The organism is Streptomyces sp. OZ13 (assembly GCF_052068155.1).
Lineage (GTDB): Bacteria > Actinomycetota > Actinomycetes > Streptomycetales > Streptomycetaceae > Streptomyces.
The window spans coordinates 674,731-700,999 of the sequence record NZ_JBQHCZ010000002.1; the positions used below are offsets into that span (position 1 = coordinate 674,731).

Annotated in this window: 26 protein-coding genes and 1 pseudogene; 14 read left to right on the forward strand and 13 right to left on the reverse strand. The window is 69.6% G+C overall.

The features are described from left to right. Window positions 1-268 precede the first annotated feature (268 nt). Together tgmA and tgmB are read left to right on the forward strand one after the other, a co-directional pair. On the forward strand, window positions 269-460 hold the full coding sequence (tgmA, locus tag ACTMTU_RS06740; protein ID WP_441262528.1) for a putative ATP-grasp-modified RiPP: 192 nt from the start codon (window positions 269-271) through the stop codon (window positions 458-460). Window positions 461-472: 12 nt separating this feature from the next. After that, window positions 473-1,402: an ATP-grasp ribosomal peptide maturase gene (tgmB, locus tag ACTMTU_RS06745; protein WP_441262529.1), complete on the forward strand. Its 930-nt coding sequence runs from the start codon at window positions 473-475 to the stop codon at window positions 1,400-1,402. A gap of 96 nt (window positions 1,403-1,498) precedes the next feature. Here tgmB and ACTMTU_RS06750 read toward each other — a convergent pair whose 3' ends face one another. Continuing rightward, complete coding sequence (locus tag ACTMTU_RS06750; RefSeq protein ID WP_441262530.1) at window positions 1,499-1,897, reverse strand: DUF1992 domain-containing protein; 399 nt, start codon at window positions 1,895-1,897, stop codon at window positions 1,499-1,501. A gap of 697 nt (window positions 1,898-2,594) precedes the next feature. On the opposite strand from ACTMTU_RS06750, the gene ACTMTU_RS06755 reads away from it, so the two are divergent. Further along, the gene (locus ACTMTU_RS06755; protein ID WP_441262531.1) at window positions 2,595-3,401 is read left to right on the forward strand and encodes a CAP domain-containing protein; all 807 of its coding nucleotides are present in this window, start codon (window positions 2,595-2,597) and stop codon (window positions 3,399-3,401) included. Window positions 3,402-3,521: 120 nt separating this feature from the next. Here ACTMTU_RS06755 and ACTMTU_RS06760 read toward each other — a convergent pair whose 3' ends face one another. Then, window positions 3,522-4,352: a DUF427 domain-containing protein gene (locus ACTMTU_RS06760; RefSeq protein WP_441262532.1), complete on the reverse strand. Its 831-nt coding sequence runs from the start codon at window positions 4,350-4,352 to the stop codon at window positions 3,522-3,524. 386 nt (window positions 4,353-4,738) lie between these two features. Between ACTMTU_RS06760 and ACTMTU_RS06765 the strand changes: the two genes are divergently transcribed. Then, on the forward strand, window positions 4,739-5,728 hold the full coding sequence (locus ACTMTU_RS06765) for an aldo/keto reductase (protein ID WP_441262533.1): 990 nt from the start codon (window positions 4,739-4,741) through the stop codon (window positions 5,726-5,728). Window positions 5,729-5,907: 179 nt separating this feature from the next. After that, the gene (locus tag ACTMTU_RS06770) at window positions 5,908-7,338 is read left to right on the forward strand and encodes an amino acid permease (protein WP_441262534.1); all 1,431 of its coding nucleotides are present in this window, start codon (window positions 5,908-5,910) and stop codon (window positions 7,336-7,338) included. Between the two features lie 60 nt (window positions 7,339-7,398). Here ACTMTU_RS06770 and ACTMTU_RS06775 read toward each other — a convergent pair whose 3' ends face one another. Continuing rightward, complete coding sequence (locus tag ACTMTU_RS06775; RefSeq protein WP_441262535.1) at window positions 7,399-7,845, reverse strand: SRPBCC family protein; 447 nt, start codon at window positions 7,843-7,845, stop codon at window positions 7,399-7,401. 48 nt (window positions 7,846-7,893) lie between these two features. Then, complete coding sequence (locus ACTMTU_RS06780; RefSeq protein ID WP_441262536.1) at window positions 7,894-8,091, reverse strand: hypothetical protein; 198 nt, start codon at window positions 8,089-8,091, stop codon at window positions 7,894-7,896. A gap of 404 nt (window positions 8,092-8,495) precedes the next feature. On the opposite strand from ACTMTU_RS06780, the gene ACTMTU_RS06785 reads away from it, so the two are divergent. The 3 genes from ACTMTU_RS06785 to ACTMTU_RS06795 all read left to right on the forward strand — a co-directional run bounded on the left by ACTMTU_RS06785 (window position 8,496) and on the right by ACTMTU_RS06795 (window position 11,517). Next, complete coding sequence (locus ACTMTU_RS06785) at window positions 8,496-10,181, forward strand: ribonuclease J (protein ID WP_441262537.1); 1,686 nt, start codon at window positions 8,496-8,498, stop codon at window positions 10,179-10,181. A gap of 116 nt (window positions 10,182-10,297) precedes the next feature. Beyond that, window positions 10,298-11,026, forward strand: coding sequence for a spermidine synthase (locus tag ACTMTU_RS06790; RefSeq protein ID WP_441262538.1), 729 nt, complete (start codon window positions 10,298-10,300; stop codon window positions 11,024-11,026). Between the two features lie 131 nt (window positions 11,027-11,157). Then, the gene (locus tag ACTMTU_RS06795; RefSeq protein WP_441262539.1) at window positions 11,158-11,517 is read left to right on the forward strand and encodes a DUF6422 family protein; all 360 of its coding nucleotides are present in this window, start codon (window positions 11,158-11,160) and stop codon (window positions 11,515-11,517) included. Between the two features lie 141 nt (window positions 11,518-11,658). On the opposite strand, the gene ACTMTU_RS06800 is transcribed toward ACTMTU_RS06795, so the two are convergent. Then, window positions 11,659-13,158 carry an FAD-dependent monooxygenase gene (locus tag ACTMTU_RS06800; protein WP_441262540.1) on the reverse strand — a complete coding sequence of 500 codons (1,500 nt, stop codon included), beginning with the start codon at window positions 13,156-13,158 and terminating at the stop codon, window positions 11,659-11,661. An 80-nt stretch (window positions 13,159-13,238) separates the two neighbouring features. Here ACTMTU_RS06800 and ACTMTU_RS06805 point away from each other — a divergent pair, with 80 nt between their 5' ends. Beyond that, window positions 13,239-13,871, forward strand: a complete 633-nt coding sequence (locus ACTMTU_RS06805; RefSeq protein ID WP_441262541.1) for a TetR/AcrR family transcriptional regulator — start codon at window positions 13,239-13,241, stop codon at window positions 13,869-13,871. A gap of 390 nt (window positions 13,872-14,261) precedes the next feature. Here the strand turns inward: ACTMTU_RS06805 and ACTMTU_RS06810 are convergent, their stop codons facing one another. Further along, window positions 14,262-15,260 (reverse strand): ArsR/SmtB family transcription factor, encoded by a 999-nt coding sequence (locus tag ACTMTU_RS06810; RefSeq protein WP_441262542.1) that lies wholly within the window; start codon window positions 15,258-15,260, stop codon window positions 14,262-14,264. 67 nt (window positions 15,261-15,327) lie between these two features. On the opposite strand from ACTMTU_RS06810, the gene ACTMTU_RS06815 reads away from it, so the two are divergent. Beyond that, entirely contained in the window at window positions 15,328-16,236 is a 909-nt protein-coding gene (locus ACTMTU_RS06815) for an aldo/keto reductase (RefSeq protein WP_441262543.1), read from the forward strand. A gap of 447 nt (window positions 16,237-16,683) precedes the next feature. Here the strand turns inward: ACTMTU_RS06815 and ACTMTU_RS06820 are convergent, their stop codons facing one another. Both ACTMTU_RS06820 and ACTMTU_RS06825 read right to left on the reverse strand, forming a co-directional pair. Continuing rightward, window positions 16,684-17,124 (reverse strand): hypothetical protein, encoded by a 441-nt coding sequence (locus tag ACTMTU_RS06820; protein ID WP_441262544.1) that lies wholly within the window; start codon window positions 17,122-17,124, stop codon window positions 16,684-16,686. Between the two features lie 129 nt (window positions 17,125-17,253). Next, window positions 17,254-17,886, reverse strand: a complete 633-nt coding sequence (locus tag ACTMTU_RS06825) for an SMI1/KNR4 family protein (RefSeq protein ID WP_441262545.1) — start codon at window positions 17,884-17,886, stop codon at window positions 17,254-17,256. A gap of 698 nt (window positions 17,887-18,584) precedes the next feature. Here ACTMTU_RS06825 and ACTMTU_RS06830 point away from each other — a divergent pair. After that, entirely contained in the window at window positions 18,585-19,244 is a 660-nt protein-coding gene (locus ACTMTU_RS06830; protein ID WP_441262546.1) for an alpha/beta hydrolase, read from the forward strand. A 65-nt stretch (window positions 19,245-19,309) separates the two neighbouring features. On the opposite strand, the gene ACTMTU_RS06835 is transcribed toward ACTMTU_RS06830, so the two are convergent. Further along, window positions 19,310-19,741: a DUF4386 domain-containing protein gene (locus ACTMTU_RS06835; RefSeq protein WP_441262547.1), complete on the reverse strand. Its 432-nt coding sequence runs from the start codon at window positions 19,739-19,741 to the stop codon at window positions 19,310-19,312. Between the two features lie 4 nt (window positions 19,742-19,745). Further along, window positions 19,746-19,997 (reverse strand): DUF4386 family protein, encoded by a 252-nt coding sequence (locus ACTMTU_RS06840; protein WP_441262548.1) that lies wholly within the window; start codon window positions 19,995-19,997, stop codon window positions 19,746-19,748. Window positions 19,998-20,129: 132 nt separating this feature from the next. On the opposite strand from ACTMTU_RS06840, the gene ACTMTU_RS06845 reads away from it, so the two are divergent. From ACTMTU_RS06845 to ACTMTU_RS06855, 3 genes are all read left to right on the forward strand, one after another. Continuing rightward, window positions 20,130-20,840, forward strand: coding sequence for a TetR/AcrR family transcriptional regulator (locus tag ACTMTU_RS06845; protein WP_441262549.1), 711 nt, complete (start codon window positions 20,130-20,132; stop codon window positions 20,838-20,840). A 480-nt stretch (window positions 20,841-21,320) separates the two neighbouring features. Continuing rightward, window positions 21,321-22,568 (forward strand): choice-of-anchor Q domain-containing protein, encoded by a 1,248-nt coding sequence (locus ACTMTU_RS06850; RefSeq protein WP_441262550.1) that lies wholly within the window; start codon window positions 21,321-21,323, stop codon window positions 22,566-22,568. 316 nt (window positions 22,569-22,884) lie between these two features. After that, window positions 22,885-24,252, forward strand: a complete 1,368-nt coding sequence (locus ACTMTU_RS06855) for a phenylacetate--CoA ligase family protein (protein WP_441262551.1) — start codon at window positions 22,885-22,887, stop codon at window positions 24,250-24,252. On the opposite strand, the gene ACTMTU_RS06860 is transcribed toward ACTMTU_RS06855, so the two are convergent. From ACTMTU_RS06860 to ACTMTU_RS06870, 3 genes and pseudogenes are all read right to left on the reverse strand, one after another. Further along, window positions 24,236-24,892: a TetR/AcrR family transcriptional regulator gene (locus tag ACTMTU_RS06860; RefSeq protein ID WP_441262552.1), complete on the reverse strand. Its 657-nt coding sequence runs from the start codon at window positions 24,890-24,892 to the stop codon at window positions 24,236-24,238. The two genes, ACTMTU_RS06855 and ACTMTU_RS06860, sit on opposite strands and share 17 nt — an antisense overlap. Window positions 24,893-25,112: 220 nt before the next feature. Beyond that, a pseudogene (locus ACTMTU_RS06865) lies at window positions 25,113-25,259 on the reverse strand (voltage-gated potassium channel); the annotation flags it as partial. Window positions 25,260-25,283: 24 nt separating this feature from the next. Beyond that, the gene (locus tag ACTMTU_RS06870; RefSeq protein ID WP_441262553.1) at window positions 25,284-26,237 is read right to left on the reverse strand and encodes a YihY/virulence factor BrkB family protein; all 954 of its coding nucleotides are present in this window, start codon (window positions 26,235-26,237) and stop codon (window positions 25,284-25,286) included. Between the last annotated feature and the right edge of the window lie 32 nt (window positions 26,238-26,269).

Consider the following 26,269-nt stretch of genomic DNA (forward strand, 5'->3'; position numbering starts at 1 on the left):
GAGTGTCGCCTCGGTCACGTTGGGGCCATGGTGTGAAACCTGTGGGGCTGATGGTGCGTCTGTCTTGACGGCGCCGGGAGGCAGCGGAAGGCAGCGAAGGGGTGGCGGGGGTGCCGCCGCGGAGCTGTCGGCCGGTGGCCTCAGGTGGGGGAGCCGTAGAGGAACAGCATTCACATGGTCACGGTGCGTAATGAAACCATTACTTCTCAAACACGTACTGTCACATGAGGAGCCCGGGCAGGCGCGCACGGGCAGGGGAGGAAAAGACATGAAACCGTTCGCGTGGAACTATGCACGCCCTGCCGAGCCGGCCACGGGCATCACGCCCTATGCGTACGACGCCACCTTGCAGTTGAACGTGCTGCCCGACGGGAGGCCCGCCATCATGGACCGGGGTCTGCTCGCCGCTGCGGGGACGACGACCTCCAAGGCCGGCTCCGCGACCCACTTCGACGACTGACCGGCGTGCGACGTGACAGTGCTGGTGCTCACGTGCGAGGCGGATGTCACCGCTGACATGGTCGTGGCGGAACTGCACGAACAGGGCGTCCCGCTCGTCCGGTTCGACCCCGCCGACCTCCCTGGCACAGGGGCTCTCTCCGCGGAGTACGTGCGCGGGGAGTTCCGCGGCTATCTGTCGATCGGCGGCCGTGTGGCGAGCATGCAGGGCCTGCGGTCCGTCTGGATCCGCAGGCCCGGTGAACCGGCGGCACACGCCGCCGAACCGTCCGAATGGCTGAGCGTCGAGACCGCCCACGCCCTGTACGGAATGCTCGACTGCACGGGCGCGCGGTGGATGAACCATCCCAGCGCCGCGGCCAAGGCCCGGCGCAAACCCTGGCAGTTGCGTGTCGCGCACCAGAGCGGCTTCCCGGTGCCGGCCACGCTGCTCACCACCCATCCGTCGATGGCCCGTCAATTCGCCGAGCAGTACCGGAACGTGGTCGTGAAGTCGGTGTCCGGGAAGTCGCCCGGGGATCCGCCGATGGCGCTGCCCACCACGCTCGTGCCGCCGGACGCCGACTTCTCCGGGGTGGCCGCGGCGCCGACGCTGTTGCAGCGTTATGTCGCCAAGCGTGCCGATGTCCGGTTGACCAGTGTGGGGGACCAGCACTTCGCCGCGCGCAAGGCGGCGGAGCCGGGTCAGGTCGACGGCCGTTACGGGGACACGGGCCACGAGTGGGAACCGGTGGAAGTGCCGGCCCAGGTGGCCAGGGCCGTCGAGGCGTACAAGAAGCAGGCCGAACTCGCTTACGGTGCCTTCGACTTCGCGGAGGACTCGACGGGCACGTGGTGGTTCCTCGAGTGCAACCAGGGCGGGCAGTTCGGCTTCGTGGAGCTGGAGACAGGGCTGCCGATAGCGCGGGCGGTCGCGTCGTGGCTGGGGGCCGAGCCGGCCTGATGGGGCGGTGCCGCTGCGGTCCCGGCCGGGGCGGCGAGTCGAGGCTTCAGCGCTCCGCGGTCTCAGGGCGTGGCCGCGCTGTTCCGGTGCGGCTGCTCAGGTGCGGCCGCGCCGCCACTCGTCGACGACGGTTTCCACGTCGTAGGGCTTCAGCCCGAGGGGCGGGCCTGGTGGTGGTCGGCGGATCGCTGCCGCGATCTTCTGGTTGATGTCCTCCACGATGCGCCGCACCGTGGACTCCGACGGTGCCCGCGCGATTTTCTCCAGGGCCTCTTCCGCCTCTTTGCGCAGCGCGAGCGTCGGAGGCAGGAAACCGAGCCCCTCGCGGTGCATCTTCCCCTTGATCCACCACATCTCGTCGTACGCGTCACCGGTGGCGGGAAGAGGCCTGCCGAAACCGGGCAGATCACGGAACTCGCCGCGCTCCGCGGCTTCGCGGATCTGTTTGTCGACCCAGGACTCGAAGCTGACGCCTGGCGGTTTGCGCTCGGTCATGCGCTCCAGCGTACGTCGCCGTCCTGCCCCACCGGGTCGGTCTGCGGACACCCGAATGTGCCCTGTCCAGGACGCGGCTACGAGCCCGCCCGCCGGCCTTTGGCCGTGTTCGCCCCCGCCGGTATGGCCACTCACCGTCACGGGCGATCTTTGGGGCCGCGGAGGCGGCGGACCTGTTGTCGCCAGGGCCCGCAGCGCACTCGGAACCCCTGGCGGTGGGGGCGGCAGCGCGACGCCGCGCGGCGGGCCCGCCTTGTCGTGGTGGGCCGAACGCGAAGCGGAAGCAATGGTTCCGTGACATCCGCCACAGCGGGTTCCGGGCATCAGGAGGGGCGATAGTAGAAGGCGCGCTTGGTGACATAGGGTTATTTGTCCCTTTCGGTAGGGACATACCCCCGCGCGGCGTTCGATGGCCTTCGATCCTCCTGGCGCATGTGCCCGCCTTCCCGCTGTCGAAAGGGATTTGGCGGGGCGTCAAAAGGTCCGGGAGGTTCCGTGTGCGGGGCCAGCACGCCCTTGCGTCCATGGCAAGGGCGGACCGGGTCTACGACCCGCGGTAGTAGTTGCGCTCGTTGCCCTCCGTGCGCGGCCGTCCTAACAATGGCTGCCCCGCAAACGGCGCCGCCGCAGGTCGCACACAGACGGGCCCGGGCCAACAGATCTCGGTGGCGCTCCGCGATGACAATTGAGGTCACACATGAGCAAGCACCGCAGAACGACGCACTACCGGAAAATAACCATCGCCGCTGTCGCCGTGGCAGCCGTGGGCGTGCCCTCCGCCGCCATGGCCTGTATGGACACACAGGGCAGCCAGGACAGCCGGTCCCACGACAGATGGCAGAGTGCGCATCACGGCCAGCGGTGGGACGGGGACGAGTCGGGTCGCCGGTGGGACGGGGGCAAGTGGGACCGCAAGCCGGCCGGGCACGGGTCGCCGAGCCCCACCACGACGCCGACCACACGGAAGCCGGCCACGCCGAAACCGGTGGCGCCGAAGCCGACCGCGTCGAAGCCGGCGGCACCCAAGCCGGTGGCACCCAAGCCCTCCGTGACCAAGCCGGCAGCACCCGAGCCGACCGCGCCGTCGACGACCCCGTCGACCGCGCCGTCCACGGCGGCGCCTGCGTCCGGCGACGTGGCCCGCGTCGTGGCGCTCGTCAACAGTGAGCGCAGCAAGGCCGGATGTTCCCCGGTGACGTTGAACGCGAAGCTGAGCAAGGCCGCGCAGGATCACAGCGAGGACATGGCAGCCCACCGGAACATGTCCCACACGGGCTCCGACGGGTCCGACGCGGGCGCCCGGATCACGCGCGCCGGATACAGCTGGAGCACGTACGGCGAGAACGTCGCCTACGGTTACGCGACTCCGGAGAGCGTCATGGCGGCCTGGATGGCCAGCCCCGGTCACAAGCGCAACATCCTCGACTGCGGGTTCAAGGAGATCGGCGTCGGCCTCGCACAGCCCGACAGCTACTGGACGCAAAACTTCGCCACGGCCCGATAGGCGCCACCGCGAAAAGCCGGCGCGTCGGCGCGAGGCCCTGCCGTGCTCGAGCGGCGGGGCCTCGCCGCGCGTCCGCGCCGGCGAATACCGCGCTGCCCGGCACGGTGTCCCACGCCTGTGTCAGGACGCCCCGTGGGGCGGCGTGCTGAAGAACGAGACAGGGCGTTCCAGGCGCTCGCCGTCCAGGACGATGTCGACGGACTCGTTGTAGAAGGCCACCCGGTCCTTGATGATCGCCACGGCCGGCAGGGGATCGGGGTAGCTCCAGGCGATGTCGGGCCGTACGTCGCCGCTCCCCGCCCACGACCAGTAGTCCGTGGCCACCCCCTTGTACGGGCAGCGGGTCAGCGAACCGGTCGGGGTGAACAGGTCGAGGCGGACGTCCTCGCGCGGGAAGTAGTAGCGGACCGGCAGGTGCGTCTCGAACAGCAGGACGGGCGTATGCGTGTCCGCCACGACTGTGCCCTCGATCTCCACCTGGACGTGCCGGCTGCTGGGCAGGGCGTCCACCCGCTTATGGGGATCACGAGGGTGCACGAAGATCTCCTCGTCCTCTTCGTACCAGTGGTCGAGCACGTCCCGGCCGAACCATTCGAAACTGACGTGACCCGCCAGTTCCTCGCCGGGATAGGTCCAGGCCGCCGCCGGGACGGTCCCGTCGGCGAGCACGAGATCGTAGAAGAGCGTCGCGCCCGCATGACGCCGGGGGTTGGCCGGCCGTGCGGTCTCCCGTAGCAGATCCATGCGCACGTCGCCGGCCGGAAAGGCGTACAGCGGTACGGGACGGCCGGGCTCCCACACAAGAACCGGCCGGCGGCTGTCCACGATCGTGACGTCCCCCTTCGTGGCACGCACCCAGCGTTCACTCGGCTCCCAGATCACGCTGTCGATCGTCTCGGGCCGACGTCGTGCGACCGGCACGGACGGCGCGTCCCGGTGGGGTGTGGTCATCGCTCTCTCCCTCCTCGCTCCGGCGCGGCCCGCCGGGGGCGATCGGCAACCGGCGCCTCGGTCCCGCGCCGTCGTCCCTGTCCACGCTGCTCCGGATCACGGTCACCCGCAAACGTCCTCTCCGACTCGAGCCCGGCCGACCCGGCGCGCCTTCGGCGGCAGGGCGGAGGGCGGTTCTTGACTTGGAGTGCACACCAAGACCTAGCGTTGATGGCACGGCCGCACCGGGAAGGTGCAGGGACGCCCCGGGCCTCCCGTGCCTTCGCGCCGAGCGCCGGGCCAGGGCTCCGGACAGACGCCGACGCGCCGCACAAGCACGCGACGAGCCACGGACGCCGCGCCCACCGAACGGAAGACCAAGACCGCAACGAAAGGCTTCGACGAACATGAAGCAGCGCAAGCTTCGGGACCTTGAGGTGTCCGCCCTCGGTCTCGGCTGCATGGGGATGTCCGCTTTCTACGGTTCCACGGACGAGGACGAAGGCGTCAGGACCATCCAGCGCGCCCTCGAGATCGGTGTCACCTTCCTCGACACCGCGCAGATGTACGGACCGCTCACCAACGAGACGCTGGTGGGACGCGCGGTCAGGGGACATCGGGACGAGTACGTGATCGCGACGAAGTTCAACTACCGGATGGACGACGCCGTCCCGGGTGACATGAGCACGGTGGGGCGGCAGGACGGTTCCGCGGAACACGTACGCAGTTCGATCGACGGATCGCTCGAGCGGCTCGGGACGGACTACATCGACCTGTACTACCAGCACCGTGTCGACCCCCGCGTGCCGATCGAGGAGACCGTCGGCGCCCTGGCGGAGCTCGTCGCGGAGGGCAAGGTGCGCCACATCGGACTGAGTGAGGCGGGGGCGGAGACGATCCGCCGCGCCAACGCCGTCCACCCGATCACGGCCGTCCAGACCGAGTACTCGCTGTGGACCCGCGACCCGGAGGCCGAGGTGCTGCCCACGTGCCGTGAGCTCGGCATCGGGTTCGTCCCCTACTCACCGCTGGGGCGCGGTTTCCTCGCGGGCCGGTTCTCCTCTCCCGACGAGCTCGACGCGGGAGACTTCAGGCGCAGCGGCCCGCGCTTCACCGGCGACAACCTCAAGACGAACCTCACGCTCGCCGAGAAGGTCAAGGAGATCGCCGCGGAGAAGGGGGTCACAGCGGCACAGCTCGCGATCGCCTGGGTGCTGGCACAGGGCGACGACCTGGTCCCGATCCCGGGCACCAAGCGTCGTGCCTACCTCGAGCAGAACGCCGCCTCGCTGGACGTCGAGCTGACCGAGGGCGACCTCGCACGCATCGCCGCCGAGCTCCCCGAGCCGGCCGGCGAGCGCTACGACGAGGCCGGGATGGCGGCGGTGGACCTCTAGGGACCGATGCCCGGAAATGTCCACGCAGCACCGGCCGGGCGCCGGTCCGTGAAACCGGTGTCCGGCAGTCTCCCCGGAAACGTCACCTCAGCGACACCGCATGTCGTCTCCCGCCACCGGCCGGCCTGGGCCATCATGAGCCGCCATCGGACGACAGCAGTCTGCGAAGAGGTGAACCCATGGCAGGGCTCCGGACGGGCCAGGGCGTATTGCGCCGTAAGCCCATTGAACAGATCGAAGAAGGCGTTCCGAGCGAACAGCTCTCCAGAACGCTGGGCCTCGGACAGCTGACGGCCATCGGTGTCGGCGGCATCATCGGCGCCGGCATCTTCGCCTTGGCCGGCGCCGTCGCGAACGGCACCGCGGGGCCCGCGGTGCTCGTCTCGTTCCTGATCGCGGGCGTGGCGAGCGCGGCCGCGGCCTTCTCGTACGCCGAGTTCGCGGGCCTGATCCCGAAGGCGGGTTCGGCCTACACCTACGGCTATGCCGTGCTCGGCGAGCTGGCGGGCTGGTTCATCGGCTGGGACCTGCTGCTGGAGTACACGGCGATCGTGGCCGTCGTCGCCATCGGCATCTCGGGCTACTTCGGCTTCCTCCTGGGGGCGCTGGGGGTGGACCTGCCCGCGTGGATGCTGGGCGCGCCGGGCACGGGGGAGGGGCACCAGGTGGATCTGTTCGCCGTGGTCCTGTGCCTGTTCACCGCGTACCTGCTCACCCTCGGGATCAAGAACGCGGCCCGGTTCGAGACGGTCGTCGTGGTGTTGAAGGTCCTGGTCGTCCTGCTGGTGATCGTGGTCGGCTTCTTCCACATCGACACCGCCAACTACAACCCGTTCTTCCCGTACGGCGTCGGCGGGGCGTTCACGGGTGCGGCGACCGTCTTCTTCGCGGTGTTCGGGTACGACGCCATGTCGACGGCGGCAGAGGAGTCCAAGGACGCACAGCGCCACATGCCGAAGGCGATCATCTACTCGCTGGCGATCTCGATGGTGCTGTACGTGCTGGCCTGTCTGGTGCTGACGGGCATGCAGAACTACTCGGAGATCGACCCGGAGAGCGGCTTCTCCACGGCCTTCGAGTCGGTGGGCCTGCCCGGTCTCGCGAACCTCATCGCGGTGGGCGCGATCATCGGCATCCTCACCGTGATGTTCACGTTCATGCTGGGTGTGACACGGGTGTGGTTCTCGATGAGCCGCGACGGGCTGCTGCCGCACTGGTTCGCGAAGACGCATCCGACGCGGCACGTGCCGGTGCGGGTGACGTGGATCGTCGGGGTGGGCTCGGCGCTCATCGCCGGATTCCTGCCGATCGGCGAGGCAGCGGAGCTGACGAACATCGGCATTCTGCTGGCGTTCGTCGTGGTGTGCATCGCGGTGATCGTGCTGCGCTACCGGCAGCCGGACCTGCCGCGGAAGTTCCGCTGCCCCGGGATGCCGTTCGTCCCGGCGATCGGTGTCGCGTTCTCGCTCTGGCTGATCACGTTCCTCGCGTGGCAGACCTGGCTCCGGTTCGCGGTGTGGCTCGCGATCGGCCTGGTGATCTACTTCGGCTACTCGTACCGGAACTCGAACCTGGCGCGGGAGAGCGGGACAGGGCAGAAGCGGCCGTGACACGCGGGCGACCGGGTACGGGCGCTCCGTCCCTGGTGATCCCTCACTGGAGCAGGCGCTTCACACGCTTCTGCCGTGCTCGCGGACCGCGATCCTGGCGAGCTTCGTCAGCATCATGCCGTTGCGGATCGCGACGACGTAGTCCACGGGGAGTCCGTGCATCCGGGTGCCGGGGCCGCGGAGAGGATGCCAGTCGAGAATGACGAGGGTGTGCTCGCCCCAGGGGATCAGGTTCATGGCGATGCGGGCCGCGCCGAAGGGATCTGCCTTCGCCTCCAGTTCCAGTCGCCGGCGCGGTTCGCAGATGCGGACGACGCAGGTGTCGTCGAGGGTCAAGGAGCCGACCCCGACCCGGACTTGCAGACGGGCGCCCACTTCCGGCCAGTCCGGGTCCGCGGCAAGAACCTGCTGGGTTCCCGTCACCCACTCCCCGTAGCGATGTCCGTCGGAAAGCAGACTCCAGACCTCGGAGGGGGAGGTCAGGATCAGACGACGGTTCCGGGCCATGACGACACGCCCTTCTGGTGAATGGAGGAGTCACGGAGGTGCCGCCGCTCATGGCTCCCAGGAGTCCGCGTCGGCCACGGCGTTCATACAGCTGCGGCAGTAGTCCTCACGGTCGCCGGCACCGTCCGATGCCGGTGCCGCGATGAAGATCCGCGTGCACAGGGTGTTGCCGTTGCCGTCAAGGGCATGCCACAGGAGGCCACTGCCGGTCTCCGTCGCCACGTGCTCGGCGCACATGTTGTACATCGGCCACCTCCCGGTCGAACTTTCTTACGGTCCGACTCAAGAGAAACCCACACCGGTCGAGGTGGCCATTCAAACGATCCGAACCGGTGAACCGGGAGATCGATGAGCTCTGGGGCTCCTGGTGCGAGGCAACATCACCTCAGCGGCTGCTTCGGCGTCACCCTTACGGGGGATGTCGCCGTCCCGGCCCGCAGGTCCCACCGCTGGTCGGCGCCCCGTCAGGTCGGCGACCCGCCCCACGGACGCGGTCCCGGCCGCGGATGCCGGCGGCTTCGGCGCCGAGGGGCCCCGGCACGGGGCCGTTGACAGTCGACGAGAGCGTCCGCCGTCTGTTGCGGTGGACCGCGCCTCCCTGGGATCCACCCAGTGGATCAGTTCCCGCGGACTCTCGGTAACGTCAGGGTATGAGTCATCCCCATCCCGAATTGAAAGCCGCTCCTCCGCTGCCGGCAGGAGGACTGAGGGTCGTCGCGCTGGGCGGACTGGGCGAGATCGGCCGCAACATGACGGTGTTCGAGCACGCCGGCAAGCTGCTGATCGTCGACTGCGGCGTCCTGTTCCCCGAGGAGACACAGCCCGGGGTGGACGTGATCCTTCCGGACTTCACCTCCATCCGCGACCGTCTGGACGACATCGTGGGCATCGTCCTCACGCATGGGCACGAGGACCACATCGGGGGCGTGCCCTATCTGTTGCGCGAGCGGTCCGACATTCCCGTCGTCGGTTCGAAGCTGACCCTGGCCTTCCTGGAGGCCAAGCTGAAGGAACACGGCATCAGGCCGCGCACGGTGCGCGTCCGCGAGGGCGACAGGCGCGGGTTCGGTCCCTTCGACTGCGAGTTCGTCGCCGTCAACCACTCCATCCCGGACTCGCTCGCCGTGGCGATCCGCACCAGTGCCGGCATGGTGCTGCACACCGGTGATTTCAAGATGGACCAGTTCCCCCTGGACGACCGCATCACCGACCTGCGCGCCTTCGCCCGACTCGGTGAGGAGGGTGTGGACCTGTTCCTCACCGACTCCACGAACGCCGAGGTGCCCGGTTTCACCACGTCCGAACGCGAGTTGAACCCGGCGATCGAGCAGGTCCTGCGCACCGCACCGCGGCGCGTGATCGTCTCCAGCTTCGCCAGCCATGTGCACCGCATCCAGCAGGTGCTCGACGCCGCGCACCAGCACGGGCGCAAGGTCGCCTTCGTGGGCCGGTCGATGGTCCGCAACATGGGCATCGCCCGTGACCTGGGCTATCTGAAGGTCCCCTCCGGCCTCATCGTGGGGATGAAGGACCTCGAACAGCTTCCGGACCATCAGATCACCCTGGTGTGCACCGGATCGCAGGGCGAGCCGATGGCTGCGCTGTCCCGGATGGCCAACCGCGACCACGTGATCCGGATCGGCAAGGGCGACACCGTGCTGCTCGCCAGCTCTCTGATCCCCGGCAACGAGACCGCCATCTACCGGGTCATCAACGGGCTGACCAGGTGGGGAGCGAACGTCGTCCACAAGGGCAACGCCAAGGTGCATGTCTCCGGGCACGCCAGCGCCGGTGAACTCGTGTACTGCTACAACATCGTCAAGCCCCGCAACGTCATGCCCGTGCACGGCGAATGGAAGCATCTGCGGGCCAACGCCGACCTGGCGATCCGTACCGGCGTGGACCCGGACCGCGTGGTGATCGCCGAGGACGGTGTCGTCGTCGACCTGGTCGACGGGCGCGCCTCGATCACCGGCAAGGTGCCCGCGGGCAACGTCTACGTGGACGGTATGACGGTCGGCGGCGCCACGGAAGCATCGCTCAAGGACCGCCTCACCCTCGCGGAGGAGGGCGTAGTGACGGTGGTCGCGATCGTGGACGCCGACACCGGGGCGCTCGCGGAAGCACCGGACTTCCTGGCCCGCGGGTTCGTCCACGACGACACCACATTCGAGCCCGTCGTCCCGGTGATCGAGAAGACCCTCGCCAAGGCGGCGGAGGAAGGTGTCGGCGACGCCCACCAGCTCGAACAGCTCATCGCCCGCGCGGTCGCCAATTGGGCCTTCCGCACCTACCGCCGCAAGCCCCTCATCATCCCAGTGATCATCGACGCCTGACCGGCGCCGAGCGCGGGTTACGGGCGGCGAACCGCCCGCAACCTGGCCGGTTCCCTGCTGCGGGGCCGACATGAACCGCCCGGCCCGGCCGCCGGCAACGAAGAAGGGGAGCAGGGATGAGCGCGCGTTTCGCCGAGCTCGACTGGAAGCCGACGCCGATGGGCGACATCTCTCTGCGGCGCAGGCGGGACCCGCGGTCGGGTGAGGACGTGTACGAGGTGAAGCTCGGCGACGAATACCTCATGTCCAGCCTGTTCACAGCGGGCGAGATCGCGCTGGCCCGCCTCGGCCTGGCGGCTCTTCCCGAGACCGGACTGGACGTGGCCGTCGGCGGTCTCGGCCTGGGATACACCGCACGGGCCGCCCTCGACGACGCCCGGGTGCGCTCGCTGATCGTGGTGGACGCGCTCGCCGAAGTGATCGGCTGGCACGAGCGCGGCCTCGTACCACTGGGGCGCGGCCTGGTGGAGGATCCTCGCTGCCGGCTGGTCCACGGTGACTTCTTCGTCGGCGTCGTCGGAGGAGGTGGCTTCGACCCGGAAGACCCGGACCGCCGTTTCCACGCCGTCCTGCTCGACATCGACCATTCGCCGCGTCAGGTCCTGCACCCCCGCCACGAGGCGCTCTACGGGCCCGACGGAATGCGCGCCGTGGCCGGCCGTCTGCTGCCCGGCGGCGCCTTCGCTCTGTGGTCCAACGATCCGCCCGACGAGCGCTTCCGCGCCGTGCTGGCGGACACGTTCGCCGAGTCCGAAGCCCATGTCGTCCCGTTCGACAATCCGCTGCAGCACGGCACTGCCGCCAACACGGTCTACGTCGCACGGAAGGGACCTGCCGGGCCGTAGACGGCGAGAGCAGGCGACCCGAGGTCCCGTCGAGGCGGGCGCTCGGCGCCGCGGTGCGACGACTCACCCAGTGGAACGACCTCCCGGGCCCATCGTGGGCCCGGTCCGGTCCATGCGTGGCGCGGCTGCGTATGCGCGTTCGTCGCGCCGAGCTGAAGCTGGTGGGTGGGCGACGGCGTGACGTACTCGAGCGCTGGCATGTGCGAGCGCTCAGAGAGGCGGCGCGGCTGATCAGTCAGGCGCGAGGTACGGCTGCCGACATGCTCGCCCGGTCCGGAATCGACCCGGCTCCCGTGTCACATGGGTCCTTGGAATTCTGCATCGGGGTGGAGTCGCCCGGCCCTCCGATCCGAACCTGCGGATGCCCGGGATTCCGTGGCGACTCCGACTTCTGCTTCAGCCAGTACCAGGACTTCACGGGGCCGGACCTCGGCGCAGGAGCGATCATCCGCATCTGCGGGCACCCGCGGGAGGCCCACGAGGCGATCTGACGACGCCCGATCGACGTCCCGCATCGCGACGCCGGTCCGCGGGCCCCCCGTTGACGTTCCGGACAGTGATCCCCTGATCGAGGGACGAAGGACTCCCCGGCTGCAGCGGGCGCCGCGGCGGACCACGTGCCGTCCACCGGCTCAGTGCACCCTCGCGAGGCCACCGGCGATCGCGGCGAGCAGGGTGTCGCCGGGGGTGGCGGAGTCCGCGGCCCAGCGGATGTAGCCGTCGGGACGGACGAGCAGGGCAGCAGCGCCCAGGTCATCGGCGCATGTGGCACGTACGAGGTCGATCCGTGGCGGGAGCCGGAGGTCGTCCGGGACGGTTCCGGCCAGGTCGAGCAGGACGGCGTGCCCCGGGCCGAACAGCGCCGACAGCCGGGTGGGTCCGGTTTCGGTCACCAGGTCGGCGTCCGGCACGCGTTGGCCGATGAGCGGATGCTCCCCGGACATCTCGTAGCGCAGCGAGAGGCCCGACACCAGCCCTGCCAGACGGCGGTTCGCGTCGGGCAGCCTCAGCAGGTCGATGAAGATGTCACGCAGGGCGGCCACGTCCTCGCTCGGGTTCGGATCTGCCAGGACCCGCTGGGCCGACGTGTGATGCAGGACCTGAGCCCCGACCGGATGCCGTTCGGCGTGGTAGCTGTCCAGCAAGCCGCTCGGCGCCCTGTCCTGGACGACCGCGGCCAGCTTCCAGCCGAGGTTGAACGCGTCCTGTATGCCGAGATTGAGCCCCTGGCCGCCCAGCGGCGGGTGGATGTGCGCGGCGTCGCCCCCGAACAGGACACGGCCCGTGCGGTACCGCTCCACCTGTCGAGTGGCGTCGGTGAACCGGGAGGCGTTCTCCACGGCGCCGACGGTGGTCTCAGGGCCGTACACGGCCTGCAGCGCGGTGGTGATCTCCTCGGGGGTGACGGGGACGTCGCGGGTGGTGTCCGTCCGATCCGCGCGCCCGAAGGTGATCCTGTACCGGTCGTCGCCGAGAGGGACCAGCATGGCCCAGTAACCACGCGCATGACGGGTCAGGCTGCTCATGTGCCCCATCTGCTGCGGCACCAGCGACGAAACGGCGGACAGGCGGATGTCTGCCAGGACCGCCTGATGCGTGCCGGGCCTGCCGGGAAACGGCAGGCCGAGCAGTTTCCGCACCGTACTGTGGCCACCGTCGCACGCCGCCAGGTAGCGAGCCCGCACCCGCAGCCCGCCCGCCGTCACGACCACGCCGTCGTCGTCCGAGTCGACCCCTGAGACGGCGGTGCCGCGCAGAACCCGCGCGCCGGCGGCGATCGCGCGCTCTTCGAGCACTTCCTCGATCTCCCACTGAGGGATCGCGATCGGGAAGGGGTGCCTGGTCCGCCAGGGTGCGCAGTCCAGCGGCACGGGCAGGGCCGCGAAGTGCCCGCTCGCCGGCTCACCGGGCACGGCCCGCGGCAGCAACGGGGCCAGCAGCCCGCGCGACTCCAGCAGCTCGGCGGTACGGGGCTGGATCCCACCGCCCTTCACTTGCTCGACGCGCTGATGCAGCTTCTCCAGCACCAGGGTCTCGACCCCGGCGAGAGCCAGTTCGTACGCGAGCATCAGCCCGGTCGGGCCGGCGCCCGCGACGACGACTTCGGTCTCGATCTCGGTCAACACCTTCACTCCGTCCCATTCTCTAACCCTGGGGTAAATGTATACCAGGTGCAGAAATGCGTTCGGTGACTCTCTGTTACGATGTCGTCGTGGACGGCAAGCCAGGGCTACGGGAACGAAAGAAGCAGCGGACCCACGCGGCGATCTCCGACGCGGCGATCACGCTTTTCCTCGAACACGGCTTCAATCAGGTCTCCGTGGCACAAGTGGCCGAAGCGGCCGAGGTGTCCAAGCGCACCCTCTTCGCCTACTTCCCCACGAAGGAAGACCTCGTGGTGCATCGCCTCGCCGACCACGAGACCGAGATCGCCCGCGTCGTGCGGGCCCGCCCGCCCGGAACCGCGCCGCTCACCGCGGTGCGCGAGCACTTCCTCGACGGGCTGCGGGAGCGGGACCCCATCACCGGGCTCAACGACCACCCCCAGGTGCGGAGGGTCCACCGGATGATCCTCGACGCGCCCTCGCTGGTGGCCCGGATGGAACGGTTCAAGACCGGCGCCGAACGCGCACTCACCCAGGCGCTGCGGGAAACCGCCGACATTCCGGAACTCACGGCACGGTTGGCCGCCGTCCAGATCGTCGCGGTCCACTGGGCGCTGGCACAGGACAACGCCGAACGCCTGGCGCACGGGGAGCCGGCCGACGAGCGCTACGCGGGTGCGGTGACCGACGCGGAACACGCCTTCGCGCTCCTGGAGAACGGATTGCGGCTCCTGACCTGACCGGCTGCTGCGAATCCTCCAGCCGCCCGGCGTCGGCATCGCCACGTGCCGCAGACGGAGGAACCACCACCGCCGGTGCACACTGCGAACCGGAGGCAGTCGAAGATCCGGCCCGGCAGAACAACCGCGTCGCCTCACCGTCGGTCGAGCATCGCCTTCCCACGCCGGCCATCTGTAGGCTTTTGCGACCTGTCCTGGGACGCACACGTCGCGGCGACCGGTGATCAGCTCCCTGCAGGCGCATTCACCATCCGCTACCCGCAGCTGGATCCTGCCTGGGCCTTCGACTTCGACGACTCGGAGGAGATGGCTCGCCGTCTGCCGCGTCTGGCTGCCCTCTACCTGGACCAAGTGGTCGGCCCCGTAAAACCTTCGGGGGTTGACGTGAGGTCAGGCGGAGGCGGCTTGGAGAAGGGCTTCGGCTGCGGCGGTGCGGGCGTATAGAACGGAGCGGCCGGCGCGGTGGGCGCTGACCAGGCCCGCGTTGCGTAGCGCGGTGAGGTATTGGGACACCCCTGCGGGGGAGAGTCCGGTGCGGTGGGCCAGCTGTGTGGTGGAGGCCGGCATCTCCAACTGGGTCAGCAGCAGGGTCCGCGAGCGGCCCAGTACGGCGGAGAGGGTGTCGGCCCGGGTTACGGAGTGCGGCTTCCATAGTGTGCCGATACCGCGCGCCGGATAGGCGAGTTGCGGTGGATCCGGCAGCGTCGTTCGGGTGCGCAGTCCCGGTCCGGTGAAGACCGAGGGGATCAGCAGTAGTCCTGTTCCTGCTGTCGTGCGGGTCAGCGGCTGCTTTCGGCGGGCCATCCGTAGCGCGTTGCCGTCCCAGCTCACGGACGTGTGCAGGTCGTTGAGGAGGTGGCCGGCGCCGTGCTCGGCGGCCAGGCGGGCCCGGTAGAGGATGTCTGCGTCCAGGACTGCCCGGATTCGTGCCCAGTAGGGGGCGAGCACCAGCTCCCAGTACGTTTCGATCTCTTCTGCGACCTTGGCCAGGAGGCCCTGTGGGTCGTTGTGCAGGGCTTGCAGCCGGGGGCCGAGGTTCCCCTGGTGGCGGGCCAGGTGGTCGAGGTCCTGGCGCACCCGGTCGGCGGGCGAGGCCCGGATCGCGTCCCGCTCTGCCGCCGCGGTGGGGGCCGGTCCGGCGGGGGCCGGGTTGAGGAAGTCGGGGACGTAGCCGCCGGTGGGTGGGATCAGCTCGCAGAGCCAGCCCCGGTCCAGCCCGGCGGCCACCATACGCGGGCGTACCTGGTCGGCCCAGGGTCGGTGGACCGCATGCGTAGTGCCGGATCTCAGCAGTCGGAAGCTGGGTGCGACCTCCCACATCGGTGAGACGGCGAACCGCACCTGCGCCAGATCGCTCGTCGAGAACGCCAGCTCTGCCAGGACAACCACTCCTCAATAGATTCAGGCATATATGAATCAATGGCGGGCCAGCGTATCGTGCGGAGATCATCCCGCCATGACCACACAGACGATCACCGCAGCGGCATCGGGCACCTGGAAGCTCGGCGACCTGACCGTCAACCGGATCGGTTTCGGCGCGATGCGCCTGACGCAGCACGGCGAGGCGTTCGCGGCCAATGCCGTCCCACGCGACCGCGACCAGGCGATCAGCGTGCTCCGTCGCGCGCTTGAGCTGGGTGTGAACCACATCGACACCGCCGCGTTCTACTTCTCCCCACTGCGCTCCGCCAACGAGCTGATCAACCAGGCGCTGGCCCCCTACCCGGACGACCTCGTCATCACCACCAAGGTCGGGCCGGGCCGCGACCCCGCGGGCCAGTGGCTGCCGCACGCCACCCCCGAGCAGCTGCGCGGCCAGGTCGAGGAGAACCTGCGCCAGCTCGGCCGCGACCATCTCGACGTGGTGAACCTGCGCATCGTCGGCACCGACTCCATCGCCGAACGCTTCGGCGCTCTCGCCGAGCTGCGTGAGGCCGGACTCATCCGTCACCTGGGCCTGTCCAACGTCCGTCCCCACCACCTCGCCGAGGCTCAGAGCATTGCGCCGGTGGTCTGCGTCCAGAACATGTACGGCATCGGCGCATCACACGAGGAGAAGGAGTTCCTGGGCATCTGCGGTGAACAACGCATCGCGTTCGTGCCGTTCTACTCGATCGCCGGCACCGGACGCGATGGGGGCGCGGCCACCGACCACAGCCCGGAGGTGCACGCCATCGCCCACGCCCACGGCGTGAGCACGGCCCAGATCCGGCTGGCGTGGACACTCCACCAGGGCTCCCACGTCCTGGCCATCCCCGGCACCGGCGACCTCGCCCACCTCGCCCAGAACGTCGCCGTCGGCTCCTTGCGCCTGTCGGAGGAAGAACTCACCGCCCTGGACCCCCTCCACCACGAGACGGCATGAGCAAGACCCCCATCGCGCTGTGATCCACTTCTGCTGATCGGTGGCCCCGTCACGCCCGAGAACATTTGACAAGCTCTGCTGCAAGCACATGGGCCCGCGCGGCTTCGCCTGCCTGGAGACGTGCCGAGCCTTGTTCCCGTTCTGCAGGCCCTGCGCAGTGCGCGGGAACTCTCCCTGGGTGAGGCGCGGGCGCAGGCCGCGGAACTCGCCGGGACCGGTCTCATCGGCACGCTTGTCGAGATGGAGGTCCTGGCGATTCACCTTCGGAGACGAGCCATCGCGGTGAGCGTCGAAGCAGCTGCGTAAACCCGTTTGGACAGCACCCCCTGCGGCTTGACATTGGCTCTGAGAAGCGGATTCCGGGTGTCCGGGCCAGGGGCGACGCCGTGTCCACGAGGTCAGCGGTGGTACATCCCGTACAGGGTGTCCTCATGAAGGCCCCGGGGATCACTCGTCAGGGTCGATGCCGCTGGCACGGGCGATGCCGTCCAGCTCGCTGTTGATCGCTTGCTGCTCGGTGGTCCACTGGTGTATCTGCTGGCGGATTTCTGCGAGTGCCGCAGGATCGTTGGCGACTTCCGGGGTGACGACCGCGTAGCCGGGACTGCCGTCCGGGCCGGGCATGTCGATGACATGGTGGTCCATCCGCCCGGTGGTCGCGATCGCCATCACGGCCAGGAACTCGCGCTGGACCTCGCCTGCGAAGTTCTCGCGGTCGCCGGCCTCCAGGACGCCTTCGTGTCCTTCGGAGATCAGACGGCTCATCTCGTTCACCGCCTGATGCAGCGTCTCGAAGTCCTCCGGAGCCATCCGGGCCTTGACCGACTCCATGTAGAGCTCGACCTTCGCCATCCGCTCCTGCGGCGTCTCGTCTGCATCGTCGTTCATCACCACACCCTGGTGCCCACAGACCCGTCCGTCCAGTCCAGCCCCGCGTCCCTCGATGAGCCGGCGACCCGATCCGGGGGTGCGAGCGGCCCGGCCGGGGCTCGGCCGGGGCTCCGCGACGGCAGGCGGTCAGGGTAGTCCGATGGGGGCTGCCCTCAGTGGATGACCGTCGAGCTCCTTACAATCGTCCTCGTCCCACCACATCCCACCTTGCATGGTGAGGTAGGGGCGCAGCCCGCGGACGTCTCCGCCTTGGTGCAGTGCTTGCGCGACCGCGTGGAGGAGGCCTGCCAGATCAGGCCACGCATCGGAGAAGTCGCCGCCACCGCTGTGTCCTGCCCAGCCGAGGCGTCCCGCGTCAGGACCGGGACGCTGGTCGATCACCTGCGCCGCGCCATCGGCGCTCTCGGCCCAGGGGATCCAGAGCGGGTGCCACCAAGGCTCGTCCTCCCAGGGGCGAGGAGTCAGGCCGTCGTTCTCCATCGCGACGTCCATGCAGGTCTGCCAATGCTCCACAATGCCGCTCACTGAGAGCGGAGACTGCTCCGGCAGGACGGTCGCCCAGCTGCTCACGCCGTTGTGGCACTGCAGAGACTCAGCGAGATCACCGGGCAGCGGGGTGCCGAGGATCCGCTCCGCCTGCCGAATCTCGCGCAGTGTCGCCGGCGGGTCGAGGAGCGCGAAATCAGAGGCAACGTGCGTCGCCAGCCAGGCGTCGATCCGGCGCCAGGACTCCGACGGGTGCGGGATCGGCTGTGCCATGGCGCCATCCTGCACCACGCGTCCGGCGCCAGGGCGCTTGCGGGGCACGAGCGGCGGCACGTGGATCTCCGCCGCCACGGGATTCCAGGCCTGCTGCCCGCAGCATCAGCGGGCAGTTCGGCACCCGGCTCACGTCGGTGCCGATGGTGTCGCGCAGCCCCTGCCACAGGGCCCGCACAGTGGATGTGAAGGAGCTCTCCGGTGCGGCGCGAGTGGTCAGATCCACGGCGTCGCTGACGACCAGGACGCCGCCTGGCGTGAGCATCGATGCCGGCCGGGTGATCATTCTCCCCGGATCCGACAGGAGGCGCTCTGTGCCATGGCCCCATCGTCGTGCGGAGCACGGCCGCACACATCACGAGGCGGCTCGGCCGCATGCCGCCCGGTCGGCTTTCGCACGTGCCCAGTCGGCGGCGGCAGGTGGCGCCCGTCGGGGGTGTCCCTCCCCGTCGTCGGCCCGGTACGGCTCGCCGGGTTGACGCGGCGCACCGGCCTCACACCCGGATTCGGCGCGGCGTCCTGCCCCGGCCATGGCAGCGGCGATCGTCGCCTCGCCACATCATTCGGTTGTGGTCGGCTCGCGCGCGTTGCCGGTTCACGGTGTTGTGGACGCGAATGCGTCCCGACGTTCGTCGCATGGCGGACATCGGGCGCTCAGCCGTGAAGGGACAAAGGATGAACAGAGGACGGTCGCTGACGTGGTGAGCGGCCTCGACATCGTCCACCCCGGATGGACGGAGCTCGCCGGCAGGCTGCAGGACCTGTGGCAGAGCCGAGTCCCCGGGCCGCCTTCACCCCCGCCCGCGCCACCGGTCCCGAATCCGTACACCGGAGAGGAACAGGGCGCTGCGGTGCTCTGTTCCGACAGTCCCAATCCGCGTGACCCCGGCGTCTACCACGCCCTGGAGGAGGCCGCCGCCGTCCGCGCGGGCGACGCCGGACGCTTCTGGACCTGGGCCGCCGAGCCGTGTGCCAACTGGCCGGCCGTTGCGGCCAACCGCTACAGCGGCCAGTGGAACAAGCCGACGGCGCACCCTCTCCTCGTGGTGGGCACCATGTACGATCCCGCCACTCCCTACCGGGGCGCGCAGGCGATGGCCAGGGAGCTGGCCAACGCCCGCCTGCTCACCCATGACGGGTACGGGCACACCGCACTGCTCAACCCCAGCAGTTGCGTCAACGAGCACGCGGGCCGCTATTTCGTCGACGGCACGCTCCCTCCGGCCGGAACCGTGTGTCGACCGGACACGCCGCCCTTTGCCGCAGCGAAGCCGAGCGGCGGCGTTGCCACCGGCGGCGGGGCGATGGCGGCTTCGGCTGATGGCCCGGCCGGCCGCGGCGCCGAGTCCGTCGGTTAGCCGTCCTGCGAGAGAAGTGGCGAGGTGGGTGGAGTCAGAGCCTCCACCCACCTCGTGACGCCCCGTCACCCAGCGGCGGGGTGCGGAGTGACGCGGCTCCTGCCCTCGCTGTGCCTGTCGAGGTGGGCAGCCGGTTCGAACCCCTTGGCGATGAGCCGGACGGCAAGACTCACTTCCCATGCGAAAACGGGGATCGCGGCGACGGACCCCGCCACGGAGATCTGCTCGTACAGCCCGAACATCACTGCGGTCGCCGACGTGCAGATCAATGCGCCTCCTACGAGCCCCAATACGGCGATGAAGCGCGGGACGAGCCTGGCGCGGTACATCAACCAGGCCAGGATCAGCGAGTTCGCTCCCAGAATGACGTTGGGTCCCAAGAGGAACGTCCAGTCGTGGACTGCCACCAGGGCCTTGCCGGCTGTGACGAGCGAGGCGGTGTCGCTGACCGCTGATGATGCCGACGATGATGACGGCGGCTTCGAGGAGGCGGGCACACACTTAGCCCAGCGCCGCCCCCTCGTTCTGCTTCTTGAGGACCGGAAACAGCGTGACTCCCGTGCCGACGACAGCCGCCGCGAGGACGATCTCGGACAGTGCGCCGAGGAGCACCCGCGTGTCGGCGCCAGGACCGACGATGTAGTCCGCGTCCTGCAGGACGGGGCCGTACAGCGCGAGCCCGGCGATCGCGGCGACCTCCGTGAGAAGGAACAACGCACCTGCGACGACTGCGGTCTTTCTGGCTGGTACCACCAGGACCCACCCCCAAAGAAAGGTGTACGGCGTACACCGAAGGCTCACGATAGGTGTACGCCGTACACTCGTCAAGCGGTGTGCGGATACGGTGGCGGATACGGCGGATTGTTGAGGGGGCGGGTCGCGAACATGGCTCAGCAGGCGAAGGCGGTGCGTCGCACCCCTCTGTCCAGGGACCGGGTGCTGCGGGCGGCTGTCGCGCTCGCCGATGACATCGGGATCGAAGCCCTGAGTATGCGCAAGCTCGCGCAGGAGTTGGGCGTCGTGCCCATGGCCCTCTACAAGCACGTCGCGAACAAGGAACAGCTCCTGGACGGCATGGTCGATGTCGTCATGAGCGAGATCGACCCGCCGGCTACGGGGGCCGACTGGAAGGGCGCGGTGCGCCAGAGGATCCTTTCGGCGCGACGTGCTTTCCTCGGACACCCATGGGCGGCGCAGGTGATTCAGTCGCGAAGCAGCCCGACGCCGGTCGTGCTCGCGTACATGGATTCTGTGATCGGCATGTTCCGGACCGGTGGCTTCTCACTCGATCTGACACACCATGTGATGCACGCTCTGGGCAGCCGGATGATGGGCATCACGCAGGAGCTGTTCGACGCTTCGCCCGGGCCCGATCCGCAATCGAGGTCGGCCGTGCCCCGCGAGGGCGCGGGCGAGTTCCCGTACGTGATGGAGCTGGCCGGCGCGGTGGCTCACGACGAGGGATCCGTGGTGGGTCAGGGGTGTGACGACCAGTTCGAGTTCGAGTTCGCGCTGGATCTTCTCCTGGACGGGTTCGAGCGGCTGCGGGAACAGGGCTGGTCTTCTGTGGGCAGCTCGCGGGGCAAGGGCCAATGACTCGGGGTGGGTTGGTGGTGGTGTACGGGGCCACAAAGGGACCGCCGGGGGAGATGCGGCCGTAGGGGGATGTCGTCGGCAGCCGGACGGTGACGACTCGGTCGGAGTCGACGGACCGTTCGCCGGTCAGGGTGCGCGCAGTCGGATGTGACGACGGGTGATCGGCCGGCACGGGCGGGTTCGGCCGGCGGCAGCACCAGGCGATCCGACGTGATGAGGCGATCTGCCGGTCTCTCGCCAGTCCGGTTTTGTGTCCGGCGGGCGTGTAGACATGAGGACGCCTGAATGGAACGCTCGCTACAGAGCGGGGCGTTCGCGTCCGGCGTTCCCTGGCCTCGGCCGCCTCGCCGCTCCGGTGCAATCCCGCCGGCCCTTGCGCCGGCCGCTTTCCTGGCACGAGCCGCAATTCCCGGCACCAGCGAGAAGTCCCCGCACAGCGCCCTCGCACGTCCAGATTCCTTGCCGAGAGGAGTTCACCGGATGAGGAACCCAAGCGCTCCGGCGGCACTGGCAGCCGTCGTCCTCGCCATGGCGGCGAACCTCGTCGCTCCCGCCTCCAGCACCGCCGCGCCCCCGGCCGACGGGCCGGCGGCGTTCACCGTGGACACCACGTCCGATGCGGTCGACGCCGACCCGTCGGACGGCCGGTGCCGCGCCGCGTCGGGCGCGTGCACCCTGCGTGCCGCGGTGATGGCCGCCAACGCCCGGCCGGGCAGCACCATCACGCTGCCTCCCGGCCGCTACCGGCTCACCATCCCGCCCGACCCCCGGCTGATCATCGGCGACCATCCCGACCCGACCACGGGCGACCTCAACGTCAATGCGCCCACCACGATCCAGGGCTCCGGCGCACGGAGCACCGTCATCGACGCAAACCGACTGGACCGTGTCTTCCGCATGCGGGCCGACACCCGGCTGTCCGATCTGACTCTCACCGGGGGATCGGCCAAGCAGCGGGAACTGCCCTTCACCGATACGGGCGGCGGCGCCGTCGCCAACGAACAGCACATGACACTGCGTCGAGTCGCCGTGATCGGGAACTCCGCCGGCTACGGCGGCGGCATCTTCAACATCCCCGACTCCCACCTGGACCTGATCGACAGCACCGTCAGCGGGAACAGCGCGGGAGAGGCAGGCGGCATCAGGTTCGACGACAGCGGCACCGTGACCAACTCGACGATCGCCGACAACCGGGTGACGGACCCCGGTGACCGCCCCGGCAGCCTCGGCGGTTACGGCGGCGGCATCGACATCCGCGGCCTGGGACCGGTGGAGATACTCAACTCGACCATCACCGGCAACCGTTCCAGCGCCGGCGGTGGTGGGATCAACATCGCCCCCGCCTACCTCGACAGCCTGCCCCGGCCGATCCCAGACATCATCGATCTGCCCCTGGGACGTCTGATCCTGCGCAACTCCCTCGTCGCGAACAACACCGTCAACGGCACGGCAGCCGACTGCGAGAAGGCCTTCGCGACCATCGCGTCGCGAGGTCACAACATCGACAGCGACGGCAGTTGCCGGCTCACCGCCGAGGGTGATCTGCCAAGCCGTACCCCGCTGCTGGGACCGCTCGCCGACAACGGCGGCCCCACGGACACTGCCGCGCTGCTGCCGGGCAGTCCCGCCCTGAACGCGGCCGCCGACTGCCCGGCCACCGACCAGCGCGGTGTCGCCCGCCCCCAAGGCGGCGCCTGCGACATCGGTGCCTATGAGCACACGCCATGACCATGGCCACCAGCACCAGCACCAGCACCGGCACCAGGAGCGATTCGACGGGATCCACCGGCCTGTGCCACACCCGGGTCCCCGCCGTCACTGCCGCCGCGCCCCTGCTGCCGTCACTCACCGGACACGACCCCCTGGTCGTGCACACGTCCGACGGCTGGGCGCGCGGCGCGGTCGGCCGCGACGGCGGACGGGCCCCGGCAGGGACCGCATCCAGGTCCCGGCGCCGGACCCTGTCACCCTCAACACGGTTTTTCGTGACGGATCATCACTGCGCCTTCCGGCGGCAGTCCTCCGCCTGCCGAGGAGCCCTGCGATGAGATCCACGTTCACCTTGGTCCGGGACGGGCGCCGCGCTGTCCGGCGGGGCCCGGCCGCCCTGGCGGACCGACAGCGGGAGCGCCTGGCCGCCATGGTCGACTTCGCCCGTGCCCGCTCCCCGTACTACCGCGAGCTGTACCGGACGCTGCCGGAACGCGTGGAACACCCGGCCCTGCTGCCGGTGACACGCAAGGAGGACTTGATGGCGCGCTTCGACGAATGGGTCACCGACCCGGAGGTGACCCTCGAGGGCGTACGGGATTTCATCGCCGACCCCGCCCGTGTCGGCGAGCCCTTCCTCGGTAAGTACCTGGTCTCCACCACCTCCGGAACCACCGGGCACCGCGGTGTCTTCCTGCTCGACGACCAGGCGGCGGCGGTGGTCAGAGCCCTGTCGCTACGGGCCGCCCGGCGCACCCTCACCTCTTCCCGGACCGCGCGGATGCTGGTCCACCGGATGCGGACGGCGCACGTCGTCGCCACCAACGGCCATCTGGCCGCAAACGCCGTCATCGCCCGCTCGCGTGCGTCCGGCCGCCTGTACGCTCGGGGGAGCCGGGTCCTGTCGGTGCACAGCCCGCTGCCCGACCTGGTGGACGAGCTCAATCGGTACCGCCCGGTGCTCCTCGGCGGCTATGCCGGCGTGATCGCGCTGCTCGCCGGCGAGCAACTGGCCGGCCGCCTGCGCATCGCCCCGGCCGTCGTGTCCTTGGTGGCCGAGGGCCTCAGCGACCGTGAACTTCGGCGCGTCGGCTCCGCCTTCGGGGCGCATGTCGTCAACACCTACGCCTGCAACGAGAGCCTCGCCCTGGGATACGGCTGCCCGCTCGGATGGCTGCACACCCACAGCGACTGGTTGATCCTGGAGCCTGTCGACGCCGACCACCGTCCAGTGCCGCCGGGCCAGGAGTCCTTCACCGTGCTGCTGACCAGTCTGGGCCGGTGGGCGCAGCCGATCCTGCGCTACGACCTGGGCGACAGTGTCATGTGGCGTCCGGACCCGTGTCCGTGCGGAGACCCGCTGCCCGCGATGAGGGTCCGCGGTCGCGCCGCCGACCTGCTGTCCTTCCCGCGCCGGGACGGCGGAACCGCCCGCATCGTGCCCATGGCCTTCGAGACTCTCCTGGAGGGCCTTCCGGACATCGACCGGTTCCAGATCGTGCAGACGACGCCCACGACCCTGCGGGTGCGTATCCGGCCGGCCGCAGGAGCGGATCAGGACCGATTGTGGAACGCGGTGCGGACGGGGCTGGCCGCCCTGCTCACCGACCACGGGACGGACCGGGTGAGGATCGAGCGCGCCCATGAACCGCCTGAGCAATCGGCTGGGGGCAAGTACCGGGTGGTCATTCCCTGCCCGTGACGCCCCGCGATGGGTCCTCGGGCGGCGCGCCGTGCGGTGGGACGCCGTGGTGCGCCGCCAGTGCCAGCAGCGCAACGCGCAGCGGACCGGTCTCCAGCGCGGCGGCCGGTTCGAACCAGCGTGCAACGGCGGTTCCGCTCGCCACCCTGAGTGTGAAGCGCGCCAGACTGTCCGCCACTTCTGGACGGTCACTCAGGCCGAAGACGGCGCTCACAGAGTCCGTGGTCCAGGACAGCAGCGCGTCGCGGTAGTGGTGCACCTCGGCCACGGCCGCCGCACTGGCATCCTGCTGCACCATGCCCAGTCCGAGGAGCAGCCTCAGCCCGTGCGGATGTCGCTGGAACGCGTCCTTGACCTCGTCGAGGAAGGTGTCGAGACGCTGCGCGACGTCGGTGCCCGGCACCTCCACGGGGGGCAGGGCCGCCAGCAGAGCGGTCCTGGCGCGCTGCAGCACCGCGACGTAGATCCCCTCCTTGCTGCCGAAGTGCCAGTAGAGGGAGCTGACCGGCAGGCCGCAGGCGGCGGAGATCATCGAGATCGACGTGGCGGCGTAGCCGTGCTGCGACATCAGGTCGCCGGCCGTGTCGAGAATCGCGTCACGGGACCGCGTGCCGCGGTGCTGGGCCGGTGCCTGCGTCATACTGCCGACTCTAGAGGAGCACCGGTCTCAGGCGCCTCGGGAAGGAGAAGTCCGGGGCGGGGCCGGTCGTCCCCGGGACCTCCGTGAAGAAGGCGTAGGGGATGAGCCCTTGCGCTGTTCGTGGTGTCTTGGGCGCGGCTCGATGTCGGCCGGCGCAGGTCGGCTTTCGGTCACCGGCCCGGGGAACATGACGGTCGAACAGGAACAGGAGGGTCGGGCGCCACAGGGCGCGTGGGTACGTCGTCAGATTCGCGCTGGCAGCGCCGCGTTCGGCGGCGACCACGGCCCATGAGCCCACCAGCATGGTGATTCCCAATACGGCTGTCGCGCCGCCCGCAGCCTTCACGTGCAGCGTGCGGCCTTCCAAGGCGGAGCCGAGCCGCCTGCCGCATCATGAGGGTTCGTCGTGGACGGGCTGCGCGTCGCCGGCGCGCGCCGCCTCGAGCTGCGCGGCGAACGCGAGGCCGAGGAACAGGGCGACACCGGTGATGTTCGCCCACAGGAGCAGCGCCATGAACGCCGTGAGCGGCCCGTACACGGCGCCGAACGAGCCGCTGCGCTCGACGTAGAGGGCGAGCAGCCACGTCGCGGCGATCCACAGGGCCAGGTGGACGGCGGAGCCGAACGCGAGCCAGGTGTAGCCGGGTTGGACCCGGCGGGGCGACCAGCGGAAGATCACCGCCGATGCCACCCACGCCGTGGTGATCCCGAGCGGAATCTGCAGCCAGTGCCACCACCCCGGCAGGGTGCCGCCGCCGAACGCGTCCACCGCGGCCTGGGCGATCGTGTCACCGGCGACCAGCACGAGGAAGCCGAACGCCATGGGCGCACCTGCCGCGACCGAAAGGAACAGGCTCCTGCCGTACTTGGCGGTGAAGGGCCGGTCCCGCTCCACGCCGTAGATACGGTTCGCGCCACGTTCCACCTGCGCCATCGCCGACACCAGGCTGACGACGGCGAACCCGAGCCCCAGCCACATCGCCACCGCGCCCCCGGTGTCCGCTCCGGCGCTTCGCCGCCCCTCGGCCAGGGCGTCCTCGATCAGCCGGGAGCTCGCGCCTGGCGCGATCCGGGTGAGCACGAGTTCGACGGTGCGGCCGACGCTCTCGGTATGGAGGGTCGCCGCCAGGCCGACCAGGGCGATCGTGAACGGCACCACCGCGAGGGCCATTTGGAAGGCCACCGCGCGAGAGTGGCTGAAGCCGTCGGCGTACCTGAAGCGGACGAAGGCGTCGACGAGCAGATCGCGCCCGCCGTACTGTCTCAGCGCCGCCCACGCCTCGTCCCCGGAGAGTTCATCGCCGGCCATGTCCCGTGTCTGCGGGACACGCTTCGCACTGCCCATTCGTCTCCGCTCTCGGCTCCGCGGCTGCTTCC

Coding starts and splice junctions, on each gene's coding strand:
- ACTMTU_RS06850 (WP_441262550.1), top strand. CDS start 21,321: ATGAGGAACCCAAGCGCTCCGGCGGCACTGGCAGCCGTCGTCCTCGCC.
- ACTMTU_RS06750 (WP_441262530.1), bottom strand. CDS start 1,897: ATGACCGAGCGCAAACCGCCAGGCGTCAGCTTCGAGTCCTGGGTCGAC.
- ACTMTU_RS06855 (WP_441262551.1), top strand. CDS start 22,885: ATGAGATCCACGTTCACCTTGGTCCGGGACGGGCGCCGCGCTGTCCGG.
- ACTMTU_RS06770 (WP_441262534.1), top strand. CDS start 5,908: ATGGCAGGGCTCCGGACGGGCCAGGGCGTATTGCGCCGTAAGCCCATT.
- ACTMTU_RS06825 (WP_441262545.1), bottom strand. CDS start 17,886: ATGGCACAGCCGATCCCGCACCCGTCGGAGTCCTGGCGCCGGATCGAC.
- ACTMTU_RS06760 (WP_441262532.1), bottom strand. CDS start 4,352: ATGACCACACCCCACCGGGACGCGCCGTCCGTGCCGGTCGCACGACGT.
- ACTMTU_RS06815 (WP_441262543.1), top strand. CDS start 15,328: ATGACCACACAGACGATCACCGCAGCGGCATCGGGCACCTGGAAGCTC.
- tgmA (WP_441262528.1), top strand. CDS start 269: ATGAAACCGTTCGCGTGGAACTATGCACGCCCTGCCGAGCCGGCCACG.
- ACTMTU_RS06765 (WP_441262533.1), top strand. CDS start 4,739: ATGAAGCAGCGCAAGCTTCGGGACCTTGAGGTGTCCGCCCTCGGTCTC.
- ACTMTU_RS06785 (WP_441262537.1), top strand. CDS start 8,496: ATGAGTCATCCCCATCCCGAATTGAAAGCCGCTCCTCCGCTGCCGGCA.
- ACTMTU_RS06820 (WP_441262544.1), bottom strand. CDS start 17,124: ATGAACGACGATGCAGACGAGACGCCGCAGGAGCGGATGGCGAAGGTC.
- ACTMTU_RS06860 (WP_441262552.1), bottom strand. CDS start 24,892: ATGACGCAGGCACCGGCCCAGCACCGCGGCACGCGGTCCCGTGACGCG.
- ACTMTU_RS06780 (WP_441262536.1), bottom strand. CDS start 8,091: ATGTACAACATGTGCGCCGAGCACGTGGCGACGGAGACCGGCAGTGGC.
- ACTMTU_RS06755 (WP_441262531.1), top strand. CDS start 2,595: ATGAGCAAGCACCGCAGAACGACGCACTACCGGAAAATAACCATCGCC.
- ACTMTU_RS06790 (WP_441262538.1), top strand. CDS start 10,298: ATGAGCGCGCGTTTCGCCGAGCTCGACTGGAAGCCGACGCCGATGGGC.
- ACTMTU_RS06775 (WP_441262535.1), bottom strand. CDS start 7,845: ATGGCCCGGAACCGTCGTCTGATCCTGACCTCCCCCTCCGAGGTCTGG.
- ACTMTU_RS06845 (WP_441262549.1), top strand. CDS start 20,130: ATGGCTCAGCAGGCGAAGGCGGTGCGTCGCACCCCTCTGTCCAGGGAC.
- ACTMTU_RS06795 (WP_441262539.1), top strand. CDS start 11,158: ATGCGCGTTCGTCGCGCCGAGCTGAAGCTGGTGGGTGGGCGACGGCGT.
- ACTMTU_RS06870 (WP_441262553.1), bottom strand. CDS start 26,237: ATGGGCAGTGCGAAGCGTGTCCCGCAGACACGGGACATGGCCGGCGAT.